The following is a 16,523-nucleotide window of genomic DNA, read 5'->3' as shown; positions in this document are numbered from 1 at the left end:
GATTATGTGAATAATAGCTATTCACCCGGCGAATTTACTTTTGCTTGCGTAGAACCTGCGGTGATGCCCGGCGCACCTTCCGTCTCGCATTGCCAAAAAATGAAAAAACCCCGCAGCCCATGCCGCGGGGTTTTCAGATGTCTGACTAGTTCGGTGTATCAGCCCTTTTTCAGGACCTCGCGGCCCAGCAGCTCGGCGATTTGCACTGCGTTCAGGGCCGCGCCCTTGCGCAGGTTGTCCGAGACGCACCACAGGTTCAGGCCGTTTTCCACGGTCGAGTCCTGACGGATCCGGCTGATGAAGGTGGCGAAATCGCCGACGCATTCAACCGGCGTGACATAGCCACCGGCCTCGCGCTTGTCGATCACCATCACGCCCGGGGCTTCGCGCAGGATGTCGCGGGCCTCGTCCTCGTCCAGGAATTCCTCGAATTCGATGTTCACCGACTCCGAATGTCCGACGAAAACCGGCACCCGCACACAGGTCGCGGTGACCTTGATCGACGGGTCGACGATCTTCTTGGTCTCGACGACCATCTTCCACTCTTCCTTGGTCGATCCGTCTTCCATGAAGACGTCGATATGCGGAATGACGTTGAAGGCGATCTGCTTCTGGAATTTCTTCGGGGCGACCTCGTTGATCGGGTTGTAGACGGCCTTGGTCTGATCCCAAAGCTCATCCATGCCCTCTTTGCCGGCGCCCGAGACCGACTGGTAGGTCGAGACCACGACGCGCTTGATCTTGGCGCGGTCATGCAGCGGCTTCAGCGCCACCACCATCTGCGCGGTCGAGCAGTTGGGGTTGGCGATGATGTTTTTGTTCTTGTAGTCGTGGATCGCCTGAGGGTTGCACTCGGGCACGATCAGCGGGATCTCGGGGTCGTAGCGATAGAGCGACGAGTTGTCGATCACCACGCAGCCGGCCGCTGCCGCTTTGGGGGCGTAATCCTTGGTCGCGGCGGACCCCACGGCGAACAGCGCCATGTCCCAGCCGGTGAAATCGAAAGTGTCCAGATCCTGGGTCTTGAGTGTCTTGTCGCCAAAGCTGACTTCGGTGCCCAGCGAACGACGGCTTGCCAGAACGGCAATTTCGTCCACGGGGAACTGGCGTTCAGCCAGGATGTTCAGCATTTCGCGGCCCACGTTACCCGTGGCGCCGACGACAACGACGCGATAGCCCATGTCTAGTCTCCTGAATTAAGGACGCGCGTTCATAGCCGCGTTGCAGAAAATAAAAAAGGGCCTTCGCGGCGGAATTGACCGAATGACGCAGTTTTGCGGCGACTCAGGCCTTCAGCAGCTGCTGATAGAGCGCAACAAGGGCCTGCGCCTCGCCGTTGATGTCGAAATTCCGTTCCACATGGGCGCGGGCGGCCCGGCCTGCGCGGGCCAGGGAATCACGGTCCGCCAGCATCTCGGCCGCGGCCGCGGCCAGCGCCGGAATGTCGCCCGGAGGCACCACCCGACCCAGCGTCGGGTCGGTCACGATCTCGGAGAATGCGCCCACATCGGTGGCCACCACCGGCACACCGCAGGCCATCGCTTCGAGGGGGGTCAGTCCGAACCCCTCCCAGCGTTGGGGGGCGATAAACAGATCCAGCACCTGGTACCATTGGGCGATCTTGTCCACGGTGACCTCGGGCTTGAACAGTATGCGGTCGGACAGGCCGGCTTGGGCCACCTTGTCCTTCAGTTCGGTCAGGAAAGCGCTGTGTTTCTCGGTCGCGCGGCCCATGACGATGCCATGCACGTCGGGGACTTGCCCGCACAGGTCGATCATCGCATCGACGAAGGCGTCGGTGCCCTTCTGGTGGCGGATGCGGCCATAGCAGCCCAGCAACAGCCCGTCGGGCAGGCCCATTTGTGTCCGCAGCCCCGCCTTGTCGGCGGGTGGCGTGAAATCTTGCAGGTTGATGCCGTGCATGATCACCTGCGCGTCGCGCTCGAGGTATCCGGCCGTCTTTCGCGAGGTGGCCACCACCGCGTCCATCTTGCCGATCAGCCACTTGGTATAGCCCGTGTGCGCCCGCTGCGAGGCGCTGGTGAACAGCAGTTTCAGCCGCAGCCGCAGCAGGTCGCGCAGGATCAGGCCCAGCAGCATCTCGGTGTTGCGGCGGGCGTGCCAGACCCGCAGCGTCTTGCGCGACAGAAAGGGCAGGCGGCCCAGCGGGATGTGCGGGATGTCCGAAGGCAGACCCGGACCGGTGGCTGCGATGTCGATCCACTGTGCCTGCAACGGCACCAGCCGCGCGATCGTGGCGGTCACGCCGGACAGGCGGCGTTTTAGGTTTGGGGCAATAACAACGGGGTCGTTCACGGCGCGCGCTCCTGCGGGTCTCACTCCATGCTGTCACGGCTGAACAGGTAGATCACGCAGCCGATCGTCAGCGTGACGGCAAAGAAGGCGAATATCGCTGTGTAGGGTGCGGTTGGCCCCATGTCCACCGTCGCCGCATGGATGCGGCCGGTGGCGAATTGCGCCAGCCCCACGCCGCCGATCCCAAACAGGTTCAGCAGGGTCACGCCGCGCCCCACCAGATGCGCCGGGATGAAGGCGCGCCCATGCGCCATGATCACCGGGAAGGATGCCCCCAGAAACCCGATCAGCGCCATCAGTAGAACCGACAGCCAGACGGCCTCGGCGACCCACAGCCCCAGCAGCCCCAGCGCCAGCACCGCCAGCGCGTTGCCGCCGAAGATCACCCATTTTCGGGTGTTCAGCAGCCGGTCCAGCGGGCCATAGGCAAAAGTGCCCGCGATCATCGCGGCGCCCATGACCAGCGTGGCCTGCCCGATCTGGGTGGCGCTCAGCCCGAACACGTCCAGCAGATAGGGGCCGGCCCACAGCCCCCGCAGCGCGGCCGAGGGTGCATAGGCCACCAGCATCAACGGCAAAATCGCCCACAGCGCAGGTTCGCGCAGCAGGTCCAGAACCGACCCTTTCTGCTCTGACACCACCCGCGCGGGGTCTTTGACCGTCACCCAGATGCCCACGGCCACGGCGCCCGAGATCGCGGCCAACCCCGCCAGCGTCGCGCGCCAGCCCATCAGCTCGACCGCCAGCGCCGTAGGGTACGAGGCCACGAGGTTGCCGACCGACCCCACGCCCAGCATCACCGCGGCCAGGGTCGCGAACTTCGCGGGCGGGTATTCGCGGGCAAAGATGAAATACGAGGCCATCAGAACCGGCGAACACCCGACCCCGATCAACGCCATCGCCACCGCCACATGCAGGGGCGTCGCGGCCAGCGCGAACACCGCGGCCCCACCCGCGCCGCCGATCAGTAGCAGAACCGCCGCCGTCTGCCGGGGGCCAACCCGGTCCAGCGCCCAGCCCACCGGGATCTGCATCGCCGCAAAGACCAGAAACCACAGACCCGAGGCCCAGGCCAGATCTTCGGGCGTGGCGCCGATGTCTCGCGCCAGATCGGCAGTCAGAACCGCAAGGAACGCGCGGAAGAACTGGCTGAGGACATAGGCCAGACACAAGATCACCAAACCTGCCTGCATGTCGGTCTCCTTGCCGTCCGCCTTGGTGGGATGCTTGGCACGTCCCGATGCCATGCACAAGCGCGTGTGATATGTTGCAGTATCGGGAAACGCCCCCGCACTACGCTATCATTGCGGCAAGCAAACGGGAGGGACAATGAAGACCGCCGATATCGGATTCTACGACCGCGTACCCATTACACGCGACTTTCTTGCGCTGTCGGATCCGGAACAATTCACCCCGGTCCCGGATGACTGGATCGTGGGCGTCGCCGATATCGTGGACTCGACCGGCGAAATCGCGCGTGGTCGCTACAAGACGGTGAACATGGTGGGCGCGGCGGTGATCTCAGGCATGATCAACGCGCTGAGCGGGCGAGTTTTTCCCTATGTATTTGGTGGCGACGGCGCCGGATTTGCCATCCCGAAGGACGATGCCGACATGGCGCGCGACACCTTGGCCGCGCTGCGCAGTTGGGCGGAAACCGAGTTCGGCATCGCGCTACGTGCGGCTTTGGTTCCTGTGTCCGACGTGCGTGGGGAGGGGCACGACTTGCGGGTAGCGCGCTATGCGCCGTCCTCGGGGGTGGATTATGCCATGTTCACCGGTGGCGGACTGGCCTGGGCCGAGGCGCAGATGAAAGCTGGCCGGTACGAGGTTCCGCCCGCCGGGTCAGACGCGCAGCCCGACCTGACCGGTCTGTCCTGCCGCTGGTCCAACAGCCCTGCGCGGCATGGGCAGATCGTGTCACTTGTCATCCAGCCCACTGCGCAGGCGACAGAACGCGATTTTGCTGATCTGGCGCAATCAGTTCTGTCCGCATCTGAGGCTCTGGAGCGCGCGGGCCATCCCGTGCCGGCCGGCGGCCCTCCGATCAAGTGGCCACCTCCGGGTCTTGCACTGGATGCCCATGTCTCGCGCGCTGGGCGCAATCTGGCCGTGCGCAAGGCCGCGCTGCTTGTGCAGAACCTGCTGATTTGGCTGCTGTTCAAATCAGGCAAGCAACTGGGCGAGTTTGAGCCGGGCCACTACAAGAACATGGTCAGCCGAAATGCGGATTTCCGCAAGTTTGATGACGGGTTGAAGATGACGCTGGATTGTGACGACGAGACCCTGTCGCGCATCGCCCGGACCCTGGAAGATGCGCGCGGACGCGGCAAAATCAGATACGGCATCCATTCCCAGCAAGAGGCGATGATGACCTGCTTCGTGCCCGCCGCCACGCGCGACGATCACGTACATTTCGTCGATGGTGCATCGGGCGGCTATGCGCAGGCCGCCGCCGAAATGCAGGGATGAGCCGCTCTCAGGGACGCCATTTCGCGGCCAGCCCGCGGGCGGCCTGAGCCAGCAGCATGACGTCGATACCGACCGCCAGGAACTGCGCGCCCATGTCCCGATACGCTTGAACCGCTTCATCATTGGTGCCCAGAATACCCGGCGCCTTGCCTGCTGCCCGGATCCGTTTCAAAGCATCCGCGATGGCGGTGCGGACCTCTGGCACCGTGCTGTCGCCTTTGTAACCCATGTCGGTGGACAGATCGGCCGGGCCGATGAAAACGCCGTCCACGCCCTCGACCTGAAGGATGTCGTCCAGCGCGGCCATGCCCGCAAGGTTTTCCACCTGAACCAGCAAACAGATCTCGGGGTCGGCCGTGGCCACGTAATCGGGGATCGTGCCGTACATTGTCGCCCGTGTTGCGGCGGCCCCGACACCCCGCACACCTCCGGGCGGGTACTGGCAGGCCCGAACCAGCTCGCGCGCCTGATCTGCGCTTTCGACCATCGGCACCAGAATCGTCTGAGCGCCGGCATCCAGCACGGTCTTGATCATCCAGGTCTCGCCGACGGGCAGCCGCACCACCGCGTGCGAAGGGCTGTTGGCCAGCGCAATCAGTTGATCGCGGATCGAACGGATGTCATTCGGCGCATGTTCGCCATCGATCACCAGCCAGTCGAAACCGGCGGTTCCCATGATTTCCGCGGTGATGGCTTCAGCAAAGCTCATCCAGCAGCCGATCTGCATTTCGCCCTTTGTCAGAGCCTGTTTGAACGGGTTTTTGGGGGCGGGCATCAGCGGTCCTCCTGCGGGGGTGTGGGCAAGGTGCGGGCGATTTCGGTGATCACGTCAAAGGCCATCCGGACGTCCTCCTCGGTGGTTTCGAACTGGCCGGCCTGAAAGCGGATGACGATGTCGCCATCGGCCCGGGTCTGGGTCAGATAGATTCGCCCGTCATCATTGATGGCGTTGACCAGCCGCAGGTTCAGGTCGTCCAGATCCGCAGCATCGGCCGGTTCATAGCGGAAGGTCCACAGGGACCACATAGGCGGGGTGACGATCCGAAAATCCGGCTCGGCCGCCAGTCGGTCATGCAGGTCGCGCGACCAGTTGACGTGGTTGCGCAGCCGCGCGCGCAGCCCTTCCAGCCCGTAGGCGCGGATCACGAACCACAGTTTCAGCGCCCGAAACCGGCGGCCCAGCGGCACCGACCATTCCGAAAAGTTGATGATCCCGTCCTGACCATGGGTTTTCAGATATTCGGGACTGATCGCCAGCGTCTGCACCAGATCGTCGGGGTTTTTCAGGAAATGCGCGCAGCAGTCGAACTGAACCCCCAACCATTTGTGCGGGTTGAAGACGATGCTGTCGGCTTGGTCGATCCCCGGCCAATAGTGGCGGTATTCGGGGCAGATCATCGCCGACCCGGCCCAGGCTGCATCCACATGCGTGTACAGCCCGTATTTCTGCGCGACTTCCAGACACTCATCCACCGGATCGGTCGCGCCGGTTCCGGTGCCGCCGACGCACAGGATCACTCCCGTGGGGTGAAGGCCGGCGTCCAGATCGGCCCGGATCGCGGCTTCGAGCGCTGCGGGGTCCATCCCGCGCCAGTCACCCTTGATCGGGACGCGCACCAGATTGTCCTGCCCGATCCCGGCTACCCAGATGGCGCGGTCGACCGATGTGTGCACCTCGGACGAGCAATAGACGCGCAAGGGTGTCTGCCCGAACAGGCCCTGACGGTTGCCCTGCCAGTTCAGCGCCTTTTCCCGCATGGTCAGAACGGCGGCCAGCGTGGCCGACGAGGCTGAGTCCTGGATTACCCCGGCAAAGCCTTCGGGCAGGTCCAGCGCCTGCCGCAGCCAGTCCATCATCCGGGTTTCCATCTCGGTCGCCGCGGGCGAGGTCTGCCACAACATGCATTGCGGCGCGATCGCGCTGGCCAGAAACTCGGCCAGCACGGACGGCGCCGAGGCGTTCGAGTTGAAATAGGCGAAGAAGCGCGGGTGCTGCCAGTGGGTGATGCCGGGCATCACGATCTGTTCGAAATCCTGGAAAATCCCTTCTATCGGTTCGCCTTGTTCCGGCGCCGTCGCGGGAAGCGCGTTCAGCACCTCGCCGGGCTCGGTCCGGGCGCGCACCGGGTGCTGGCCGACGGTTTGGTGATAATGTTGCGTCCACTCGGAAATGCGTTTGCCCCATTCCGAGAATTCATCCCATCTCATCTGCCCTGCCTTCCGCCTTCGCATCTTTCGCGGGCAAGTGATGGCGATGCAGGCGGGCAGGTCAATCAAATTCCGGACGACGAGGGCGCTGTGAGGTGGGACCGTGGCGCCCGTTCGATCCAAATTCAGGCTCTAATAAAGAAAAACGCACCGGTTGTGCGGATCGGAGAACCCCGCCGGAGAAACTAGGGGTCGACTCCGGCGGGGTGGCCAGACGGTGTCTGAAGTTATTTGCCTGGCCCGGGGCCGAAGAATCCCTGTGTTGAAGGGCTCCGGCCCTGAATCGGAGAATGTGAGGTGCCCAAATTGCACCCCGACAGCGCAGCCCAAGCACCCAGGGGGATGAGGCCAGAGCGGCGGTTCTCCGAAACCGTAATTTTTCCTTGGTATTCGTGATGGTGGCACGCTGATGAACAAAGCTTGATTGGCTGGGCGCGCCGACCGCCTGAAAGAAAACCTAGCGCACCTGACCGCGAAACCAAGTCGCAATAAAGTGACGCGGCCAGTGGGCCTGTTGCGCTGCCTTCGAATATCTGCCCGATATTTCCGTTCATGATGCGCGGCCTGTGCGGTTTATTAAACAGGGCGGTCCCAAGTTTCCCTGGAATAAAGACGGATAGTCTGCGCGGATGAAACTGGTTTGCGCCCAGGTCCGCGGCCTTGGCAACTTCGCGCCGAAACGTACAGGCGGGCCGGCAATAATCGGCGTGTTTGCCGGGTTGAACAGCGGAGTGTCTCCTTTAGTCTGCGCTGCAATATGAAGGAAAGGATGCAATATGGCCAAATCTCTGTTTTCCCTGCCGGATGTGGTGCAGATACCAGTAGTTGGAGAGGCCAACACCTATCCGGTGGGGCGCATCTTCTGCGTGGGACGGAACTATGCCGCCCATGCGGCCGAGATGGGAAACGAGGTTGACCGCGAGGCGCCGTTCTATTTCACCAAGTCCCCGCAGAATGCCATTCTGACCGGGCAAACCGTGCCTTACCCGCCGGGCACCGAGAATTATCATCACGAAATGGAACTGGCTCTGGCCATTGGTCGCCCGGTGTTTCAGGCGACGTCGCAGCAGGCTTGGGATGCCGTGTTCGGATATTGCTGCGCGCTGGACATGACCCGGCGCGACCTGCAGATCCGCGAGCGCAACAAGCAGCGCCCCTGGGATCTGGGCAAGGATGTGGAAAATGGCGCGGTGTTCGCGCCGCTGACCCGCGCCGCCGATTGGGCGCCGACCGATGACATCCGCATCCATCTGAGCGTGAACGGTGAGGTCCGGCAGGACGCCACCCTGTCCGAACTGATCTGGAAGATCGACGAGATCGTCACGCACCTGTCCCGGTTCTATCACCTGCGGCCCGGCGACCTGATCCTGACCGGAACGCCCGCCGGTGTCGGCCCGGTCGTCGCCGGAGATGTGCTGACCGGCGGTATCGACGGGTTGGATCCCATCCGCCTGACCCTCGGGCCGGCGGAATAGACCCTAAGAAGGGGCTTTCAGCCGCTCAAACAGGCGCGCGCAGCCAGTCTGTGGCAAAGGCGACCTGTTCCAGTCCTGCAAAACGGCGTACCCGGTCCAACTCGGCCTCGAGCCGCCGGGTGCGGGCGTGCGACCACTTGACCCCGCGCTCGGGCCACAGGGCGCGGACCCGCAAGATGCCTTCGTCGCGATGGGCCTTCATGTCGATCCGTCCGATCAGACGGTCTTTCTCGAGCAGCGGAAAGACGTAGTACCCATAGGTGCGCCTGGCCTCGGGCACGAAAACCTCGATCCGATAGTGGAAGCCGAACAGGCGCTGGGCGCGGTTGCGGTCGCGCAGCATCGGGTCGAACGGGCTGAGCACGCGGATTCGCCCCGGCGCGGGGGCAGGGTCGGCAGCCTGGTCAGCCAAGCCTGGTGGCGCGAACACGCGGCGCATTCGACCATCGGCACATTCCACCTCGATTTCCTGCAGATCACCCCGTGTCAAAGCCTGTTTGCACCACTCTTTCGCCTCGGCGGCGGTGACCGTGTCCCAAAAGGCGGCCAGTTCGCCCGAGGTGGCAAAGCCCAACCGGTCGAGCGCCGCGTGGCACAGCCAGTCCACCGTCGCTTGATGATCGCACTCCATCACGCCGGGGCATAGATGGGTATCGATCACGCGCTCGGTCAGGTCGTATTGCTTTTGAAACCCTCGGCGCCCTACCACCGTCAGCGCGCCCGAGCGCCACAGGTATTCCAGCGCCGTTTTTGAGGGATGCCAATCCCACCACCCGCTCGAGCCCTTTTTCTCATCCTGCCCCAGATCGGCCGAGCACACCGGGCCGTGGTCGCGGATGTGCCGCAGCACGGTTTCGAACTGCTGTTCGAACCCGTCGCGCCGCCAGTTGCGCCAGCGGGCCCGCAGCATCTCGGCGTCGCGCTGGAAGCGCAGGTGCCAATGCGGGTAGAATGCCATCGGGATCACGGCGGCGTCGTGGGTCCAGTGTTCGAACAGGCCGCGGTCGCGCTCGTACAGGCGCTTTAGGTCGTTCGGCCGATAAGACGGGCGGCGCGAGAACAGGATCATGTCATGGGCGCGCGCCACGGTGTTGATGCTGTCGAGCTGCACGAAACCCAGCCGGTGGATCAGATGCAGCAGATCGGGCCCTTTGGCCGGACCTGCGGGCTGTTCCGCCAGCGCATGACGATCCATGAACAACGCACGGGCGGTTCGGTTGTCGAGTTGTTGCAGCTTGCCCCGTTCAGCGCCGCTTGAGCGTGTCGCCATAGCTGATCTTGGGGGTCAAGGTTATGCGTGTTTCGATCTCGGTATTCGGGTCGGCCAGTTGGGCGGCGATGATTTCTGCGGCCTTGCGACCGATTTCAAGCCGGCAGGCGTCCATGGTGGCCAGCTTGCGCGGCAGACCCTGCAGCAGTTCGACGTTGTTGAATCCCGCAAGGCCGATCTGTCCGGGCACGTCGATACCCTGCTCAAGCAGGTACAGCAGCCCGCCCGCGCCGATCATGTCGTTGGAATAATACAGGAAATCCAACTCCGGAGAGCGGTCGAGCATGGCCTTTGTCATCTCGCGCCCCTTGGCCAGGGCCGAGCCGCCGGAATAAAACTCTCGGTCCTCGATCTCGATCCCGTGCTTGCCCAGAACTTCGGTGAAGCCCTCGAACCGTTTGCGCGCGCGGTGGTCCAGCGGCATCTTGGTCCCCATGAAGCCGATATGCTGATACCCGGCCTTCAGGATCGCCTGCGCCATCTCGCGCCCGGCCCGGCGGTGCGAAATGCCCACCATCGCGTCCACAGGCTTGCCGTCCGTATCCATGATCTCGACCACCGGAATGCCCGCCGAATCCAGCATGGCCCGCGCGGCCTCGGTGTGTTCCAGCCCGGCGATGATCACGCCGGAAGGCCGCCACGACAGCATCTCGTACAGGACCTTTTCCTCTTTTTCCGGCAGATAGTCGGTGACGCCGACCACGGGCTGCAGCTCGGTATCCTCAAGCACCTGGTTGATGCCGGTCAGCACCTCTGGGAAGACCATGTTCGACAGCGACGGGATGATCACCGCCACCAGGTTCACCCGGCTCGAGGCCAGTGCGCCGGCGATCTTGTTGGGCACATATCCCAGCTCTTTCGCGGCGGCCAGAACCCGGGTGCGGGTCGCGTCCGACACATCGCCCCGATTGCGCAGGACCCGGCTGACCGTCATTTCCGACACACCGGACGCTTCTGAGACATCACGGAGGGTAAGCGGGCGTTTCGTTTCTGTTGTCACCGGGGATACCTGCATTGTTGTTTCCCCGATGCTAGCGCGAACAGGGCAATCTGTTCAACTGTTGTGCAAAGGTCATGACAAGCCGAAAAAACCCGGCTACAGAAGGCGCCGCGCGGCCCCGTGGCTCAACTGGATAGAGCAGCCCCCTCCTAAGGGGCAGGTTGCAGGTTCGAATCCTGCCGGGGTCGCCAGCAACTCAGCGCGAGTCGGATTTCGGGTTCGGTTTCACCGCTCAACCGCGATGGCGCGCTTACTTCGTACATGCAGTCCTGGCGATCCTGTTTGCCGTGCATACACTTCTTTTGGTGCAGTCGCCCTGAGAGTTTCTGCCTCTCTCAAATCTGCATTCTGGTGCGGTTTTGGACCAGCCTCGGCTCGTCGTGCATTTGGTATTCCCAGTGCATTGCGCTCCACCGCAGGTTTTCGGCTGCCATTTTCGGTAGGAATCGTATGAGCGCCACCCCTCTGGGCATGCTCCGCCCGCGAACGCGCAAGCGGTCTTTCCCTTGATCGTGACGGTTTTTCCTCCCGCACCATTGCACTCTGCTGCCGTTGGGGCCGCACTTCCGGGAAGTGGCGATACCAACACCAAACACAGACCAACCAAAGATAGTATCTCAAGAACACGCATAGCGTTCTCCTTGCTGCGCGACAGGCAAGTCCAAGCTTACGTGACCGACAGACAATCCCAAAGGGTCAATCCCACGGTACCTTCGAGACGATGTATCGCGGGGATCATCTGCTCTTTGAAGCACCGCAGCATTGGCCCGCGGACAGTCAGTATTCCGCGTTTGACAGCTTGTTAAGGCAACGGCTGATCGGTGCGCCTTTGGGCAGGGCACAGTACACGTCCGACCGCATGTCGGCCGACGGGGATACACCTCCTCCAATCAAGATCACCAGGAACTCCTCAACCGGGGGCAACAGCGTATCGGCGTTCTCAATCGTCTCTTCGGTCGAGACTGTCCGGAATGCCTCAAACAGTGGAAGGGTGATTTCGCCTTCTACGCCGTCAGGATGTTCGTCCAGAAACTGGCGCGCGCCCCAGTCAGGGTCTGTGAAGAATCTGTGATAGTAGGTGCGGTCCAACCGATCTTTCTGGATTTCCAGACTTTCCGGGACAACGCCTCCGTCGCGGACGCCCTGATAGATTTCCATGATCTTGCCGTGGACCTCGGGCCATGCGCTGGCTTCGACGGTCGCGCTCAGCGCGATCACGGCCTTGTTCTTGCCCACGACCACAAAGTCCGCACGTGGATCGTAGGATGCGCGCATGGACTGGCGGATGACCCGAAACATCTCCGAGCCCTGATTGGCGCCGATGTAGTCAACAAGAAGGTTCGAGCCAAGCTGGTCCTGTGCGTTCGAAAACGCCTTTGCATTGGCAAGCAGGATCAACATTTCGGATGCGTAGGGATCGGCGAGATGCACGATACCTTTGGGCAGGGCAAAGGGCGCCCCGTTCGCGCCCGTCCACCCTTCGGCCCATTTGCTCAGGGCGCGCCCCAGCCGGAACCGCGCGCCCGGCAGCGAATTGATCAATCGGACGGTGCGGCGCGTTACCTCTTCTCCCTCTGATCTGAGGATGACCTGAGCAGGTCGTCCGAACTGAAAGTCGGTTTCAAGGGTTTCTTCGTCCGTGGCGGCAGGGTCGAATTCCAGATAATTGGTAATCTCGTTCAACACATCCGACGGCTGTCTGGTTCTGGTCGAGATAACTGGGCGAGACGTCTCAAGCTCTCGTGCGTACCAGTTTGGTGTGTATCGGGGTTCGAGCAATACGTTCTCGAGGTGCACCAGGACTTCCGGGAAGACGTCGCTTGGCGCCGAGACGGTGAGCGTCAGGTTCTTGCCGCTTCTGCCGATTTTCTGTTCGACACCTTTCAGCTTCAGGAACGAACTGACTTCGTAGGATGAGCGGGTCGAGGTCCCGCCTGTCACCACGCTCGCAATGGCGGCGGACATGGCGGCAGTGCGGTCCAGCGTCGGGTGGTCAATCGTCCAAACCAGGGTAAGCGCGGACGTGCCGTTCTCAAGCGGAGAGAGCTCGACCAGTTTTGTTTCGCCTGCAGTCGCAATCAATTCTGCCTGTGCCCGCTCACCTTGCAGCAAGGTAAGCGCCACAAAGAGAACTGTGAGAAGCCGGCCCTTGAAAACGCTCATGTCAGTCAGTTTTCTCTGCAAGAACGAAAGATGTCGCGGAAGGCTGCAAGACTTTTTCCGCAAAATCGATAACTTCCTGATCTGTGGTGTTGCTCAGTGTTTCGGCAAAGACCGACGGGCTGATGGGCGGGAATCCGTCCGCGGCGACGTTCTGCAGAAACCACAGAAAGGCCGAAGGACGGCGGGCCATGTTCTGGGACCAGACCACCTCCTTTTGACGGACCTGATGAATTTCGTATTTGCTGATCGGCTCGTCCAGCAAGCCAGCCAAGGTTTCGGTCAGCAGATCCTTGGCTTCATCAACGCTGAAGCCCGGCATGAGTTGTAGGTCGATCACCAGTTCGACATCGGCATTCTTTGCAAAATACCAGTTGACGCCATGGTTGAGTATCCGCGTGTCCTCGTGGCGCAGGACCTTGGCGATCCGTTCGTTCAGGATCCCGCTTCCGATGAAGAACGCGCCTTGCATGTCGATGCTCGTGGAGCGGTCTTCGAATTCCACGAATTTTGCGAACAGCACGGTGTCGCGTTGCAACCGATCCGACTGCAGGCGCACGACGGACTGTTTCTCGGGATCCGGCTTGTGATCCAACCACGGTTTTTTCGGAGCTACAGATGGTTCGGTGTCGCCAAACACCCGCGCCACCAGTTCTTCGGCCCGGGCTGGGTCAATGTTTCCGGAGACGATCAACGTCACGTTGGACGGCACGTAGTGTTCCTTGTGAAACTGATAGGCCTTTTCGAGGCTCAGCTTGGGCAGATCCTCGACGGTGTTGTCAGCCCGGCCGCGCAAAGTACCGTAGAGGTTTTGAAGTGCCATTCGACTGAGCCAGCGAAACGGATATTGCCGTTCACGCAGCAAGGTTTCCCGCTGGACGATAGCGACTTCGCTCTCCGCAAATTGCCTGGATACGGATGGCGTGTCCAGAACGGCGCGGGAAAGCCGCAACAACATCTCCGCCTCGGATGGCAGCCCGGAATTCGTGTACACGGTCGCGACATTGTGCGTGGTGGCGTAGATGTCGCGTTCACGCGGTTTTCTGAGAATGGTGGCGTCGGCCGAGAACGCGGCGAGATGCTCGGTCAGATGGGCTGTGCCGGACGGGTCCGGGTCGTCATAAGACCCCGAAAGAACGATCAACTGAACATCCACGCGGTCGAAGGTGTCCACTGGAACCACATATGCCGCGTGCAGCCCGCCCTTCTGGACAAGCGGAATGACGCTCTGAGCCTGAGCGGATCCGGAAAAAACCAAAAAGACGATCGACAAGAAAAATACGGCGGCGCGCATCAAAATCCTTTGAACTATTAGATTTTCGCAGAAACGCCGGTCAACCGACGCTCAACCAAAGGGGTAACGGTTGCGTAAATGCTTGCGGGGCGCGGAGTGTTTTTCAAGTCGTAATAGGCATCGCAAGTCGGGGTGTGCTTCTGGGGCTGCGGGCGGGGCTTGCTGGGGCGAACAACTGGATCACGTCAGACCAAGGTCTGTGGTGCGGTTTTCGATTGTGGGTCATAGTCGGGACCACAATGAGGACGAAAGTTGCTGAGCTGACGATTGGGAATTGGTCGTTGTCGCGAGTTTTTCTTGCGGCAAGCATCCTTGTGATGGGATCTGCAACCGCGATCGTCGGTGTATGGGTTTCAAATCGAATCCAGAACGCGGTTGTGCAGAACTCGGCCAATTCGGCGGCGCTGTATATGGAAAGCATCGTCTCACCTCTCAGCCAGGAACTGGCTTTGGGTGACCGCCTGTCCGAACAGGCGAGGCGGGCGCTGGACGAGATATTCATGACCCAGCCGATGCGCGATCGTATCGTATCATACAAGTTCTGGAAGCAGGGCGGTGTGGTCGTACACGCCTCGGACACAAGCATCATCGGTAACCGTTTCGAGCCGACGGGCGACCTTCAGCGCGCCTGGATCGGCGAAATCTCGGGCTCGTTCGAGGAACTGGATCATGATGAAAGCGCTGCCGAAGCGGCGTTGGGGATACCGCTGCTCGAGGTCTACAGCCCCATTCGTGAGCTGTGGTCCGGTGAAATCATTGCCGTGGCCGAGTTCTATGAAAGAGCCGATCAATTGGAGATGGATCTGGCAAAAGCCAGGCGCACAAGCTGGTTGGTGGTCGGTTCCGCCTTTCTGGCAAGCACGGTTGTCCTGTTTTGCATCGTTGCGATCGGGGACAACACCATCCGGCGGCAGGCGAGGCTATTGAAGAAACGGCTGGCGGAAAGCGAAAGGATGGCGGCGCAGAATGCGATGCTGCGGTCGCGGGTGGTCGAGGCCTCGGGGCGGTATGCCGCGCAGACGGACCGGTTTCTGAAGAAACTCGGCGCCGAACTTCATGACGGCCCGGCGCAGTACCTTTCACTTGCCGCCCTTCGGTTGGAGGCCGCGTTTTCGGACAAATCCCCAAAACCGAAGGAGGCCGAGGAAATCCAGCAGTCGCTGCAGAAGTCCTTGACCGAAATCCGCGCGCTGTCCCGGGGGCTGTCCGCACCCGATATCGACAACCTGACCTTGATTGATGTCGTGAAAAGAGCGGTCGAGGACCACGCGGAGCACAGCCCGTTGCGGCCTGAAATCTCGTTTCATGGCAGTGACATGCCGAATTTGTCGGTGTCTGACAAACTGTGCGTTTTCCGCTTTCTTCAGGAAACACTCTCGAATACCGCGCGATATGCCCCGCAGTCCCGCTGCAGCGTCACCTGCCATGTACGCGACGATTGCATTGTCATTCAGGTCAAGGACGATGGACCCGGCTTTGATCCTTTGGACGGTACTGTTCTGCGCGATGATGGCGGCCAGGGGCTGCTGGGGCTGCGCGATCGGGTCGAAAGCATCGGCGGCAGGTTTCAGGTCTCGTCCAGTCCCGGCCAGGGCACCACCGTCGAAATGACCCTGTTTCCCAACAAAACGAGCTCACCATGACCAAGACACTTGTCATAGCAGATGATCATCCGATTTTCCGGGATGGGCTGCGGCGGACCTTGGATGAAGCAGAAGGGTTCGAAGTTCTCGCGGCCGGATCCAGCGCCGACGAGGCTGTTGCGCTTGTCGCTCAGCACCAGCCCGACGTCGCAATTCTCGATCTCTCGATGCCCGGAGGTGGGATCAACGCGACACGCCGGATCGCCGCAATGAAAAAACCGCCCTGCATCGCGATTCTGACGGTTTCGGAGAACAGCAGCGATGTTGCCGATGCACTCGAGGCCGGAGCGATTGGATACATTGTCAAAGGCGTAACCGCGAGCGAACTGACCGCCTCCCTGCATAGCATCGCCGCGGGGGAGGGGTTCGTTTCGCCGGGGCTGGCTTCGCGGGTACTGCTTCAGATCAACAACGACGCAAGCCCTGCGAACAGCAGTGATGTCCTGGATGATCTCACGCATCGCGAAGAGGAGATACTCAGGCGCGTGGCCAAGGGTTTGAGCAATCGCGAGATCGCCGTGGAACTGGATCTTCAGGAAAAGACGGTGAAACACTATATGACGGCGATCCTGTCCAAGCTGCACGCGCGGAACCGGGTCGAGGCCGCACTTATCGCGCACGACGCGTGGGGCAAGAAAAACAAGCCCGCATAGCCTGTAAACGCCGAAACGGCCTCTCCGACCGA

At 61.6% G+C, this 16,523-nt stretch carries 13 protein-coding genes and 1 tRNA gene; 5 read left to right on the top strand and 9 right to left on the bottom strand.

From position 1 onward, the window contains the following. Window positions 1–158: 158 nt before the first annotated feature. The 3 genes from ACR0FC_RS13070 to ACR0FC_RS13060 form a co-directional block, all read right to left on the bottom strand. Window positions 159–1,181, bottom strand: a complete 1,023-nt coding sequence (locus ACR0FC_RS13070) for an aspartate-semialdehyde dehydrogenase (RefSeq protein ID WP_170340798.1) — start codon at window positions 1,179–1,181, stop codon at window positions 159–161. A gap of 103 nt (window positions 1,182–1,284) precedes the next feature. Then, window positions 1,285–2,316, bottom strand: a complete 1,032-nt coding sequence (locus tag ACR0FC_RS13065) for a glycosyltransferase family 4 protein (protein ID WP_170340800.1) — start codon at window positions 2,314–2,316, stop codon at window positions 1,285–1,287. Window positions 2,317–2,336: 20 nt separating this feature from the next. Next, on the bottom strand, window positions 2,337–3,509 hold the full coding sequence (locus tag ACR0FC_RS13060) for an MFS transporter (protein ID WP_170341450.1): 1,173 nt from the start codon (window positions 3,507–3,509) through the stop codon (window positions 2,337–2,339). Window positions 3,510–3,645: 136 nt separating this feature from the next. Between ACR0FC_RS13060 and ACR0FC_RS13055 the strand changes: the two genes are divergently transcribed. Next, window positions 3,646–4,788 carry a DUF3095 domain-containing protein gene (locus ACR0FC_RS13055; RefSeq protein ID WP_170340802.1) on the top strand — a complete coding sequence of 381 codons (1,143 nt, stop codon included), beginning with the start codon at window positions 3,646–3,648 and terminating at the stop codon, window positions 4,786–4,788. Window positions 4,789–4,795: 7 nt separating this feature from the next. Here ACR0FC_RS13055 and ACR0FC_RS13050 read toward each other — a convergent pair whose 3' ends face one another. After that, entirely contained in the window at window positions 4,796–5,563 is a 768-nt protein-coding gene (locus ACR0FC_RS13050) for an HpcH/HpaI aldolase family protein (RefSeq protein WP_170340803.1), read from the bottom strand. Next, complete coding sequence (locus ACR0FC_RS13045; RefSeq protein WP_170340804.1) at window positions 5,563–6,996, bottom strand: pyridoxal phosphate-dependent decarboxylase family protein; 1,434 nt, start codon at window positions 6,994–6,996, stop codon at window positions 5,563–5,565. Before ACR0FC_RS13045 ends, ACR0FC_RS13050 begins: the two co-directional genes overlap by 1 nt. Window positions 6,997–7,772: 776 nt before the next feature. Between ACR0FC_RS13045 and ACR0FC_RS13040 the strand changes: the two genes are divergently transcribed. After that, window positions 7,773–8,471 carry a fumarylacetoacetate hydrolase family protein gene (locus ACR0FC_RS13040; protein ID WP_170340805.1) on the top strand — a complete coding sequence of 233 codons (699 nt, stop codon included), beginning with the start codon at window positions 7,773–7,775 and terminating at the stop codon, window positions 8,469–8,471. Window positions 8,472–8,496: 25 nt separating this feature from the next. Here ACR0FC_RS13040 and ACR0FC_RS13035 read toward each other — a convergent pair whose 3' ends face one another. Both ACR0FC_RS13035 and ACR0FC_RS13030 read right to left on the bottom strand, forming a co-directional pair. Beyond that, on the bottom strand, window positions 8,497–9,741 hold the full coding sequence (locus tag ACR0FC_RS13035; protein ID WP_170340807.1) for a winged helix-turn-helix domain-containing protein: 1,245 nt from the start codon (window positions 9,739–9,741) through the stop codon (window positions 8,497–8,499). Beyond that, window positions 9,716–10,741 (bottom strand): LacI family DNA-binding transcriptional regulator, encoded by a 1,026-nt coding sequence (locus ACR0FC_RS13030; protein ID WP_170340809.1) that lies wholly within the window; start codon window positions 10,739–10,741, stop codon window positions 9,716–9,718. The genes ACR0FC_RS13035 and ACR0FC_RS13030 overlap by 26 nt, the downstream gene beginning before the upstream one ends. Before the next feature lie 114 nt (window positions 10,742–10,855). Here ACR0FC_RS13030 and ACR0FC_RS13025 point away from each other — a divergent pair. Continuing rightward, window positions 10,856–10,932 (top strand) — tRNA-Arg (locus tag ACR0FC_RS13025). 586 nt (window positions 10,933–11,518) lie between these two features. On the opposite strand, the gene ACR0FC_RS13020 is transcribed toward ACR0FC_RS13025, so the two are convergent. Next, window positions 11,519–12,904 carry a hypothetical protein gene (locus ACR0FC_RS13020; RefSeq protein WP_170340811.1) on the bottom strand — a complete coding sequence of 462 codons (1,386 nt, stop codon included), beginning with the start codon at window positions 12,902–12,904 and terminating at the stop codon, window positions 11,519–11,521. Between the two features lies 1 nt (window position 12,905). Continuing rightward, window positions 12,906–14,195, bottom strand: a complete 1,290-nt coding sequence (locus ACR0FC_RS13015; protein ID WP_170340813.1) for a M16 family metallopeptidase — start codon at window positions 14,193–14,195, stop codon at window positions 12,906–12,908. A gap of 317 nt (window positions 14,196–14,512) precedes the next feature. On the opposite strand from ACR0FC_RS13015, the gene ACR0FC_RS13010 reads away from it, so the two are divergent. Further along, the gene (locus ACR0FC_RS13010; RefSeq protein ID WP_170340815.1) at window positions 14,513–15,838 is read left to right on the top strand and encodes a sensor histidine kinase; all 1,326 of its coding nucleotides are present in this window, start codon (window positions 14,513–14,515) and stop codon (window positions 15,836–15,838) included. Continuing rightward, a complete protein-coding gene (locus tag ACR0FC_RS13005) occupies window positions 15,835–16,491 on the top strand; it encodes a response regulator (RefSeq protein WP_170340816.1) in 657 nt (218 codons plus the stop codon). The genes ACR0FC_RS13010 and ACR0FC_RS13005 overlap by 4 nt, the downstream gene beginning before the upstream one ends. Window positions 16,492–16,523: the final 32 nt, after the last annotated feature.

The organism is Ruegeria sp. BB9, assembly GCF_056539345.1.
Note: the sequence above shows the minus strand (reverse complement) of the source record. Positions and strands in the feature narration are given on the sequence as shown.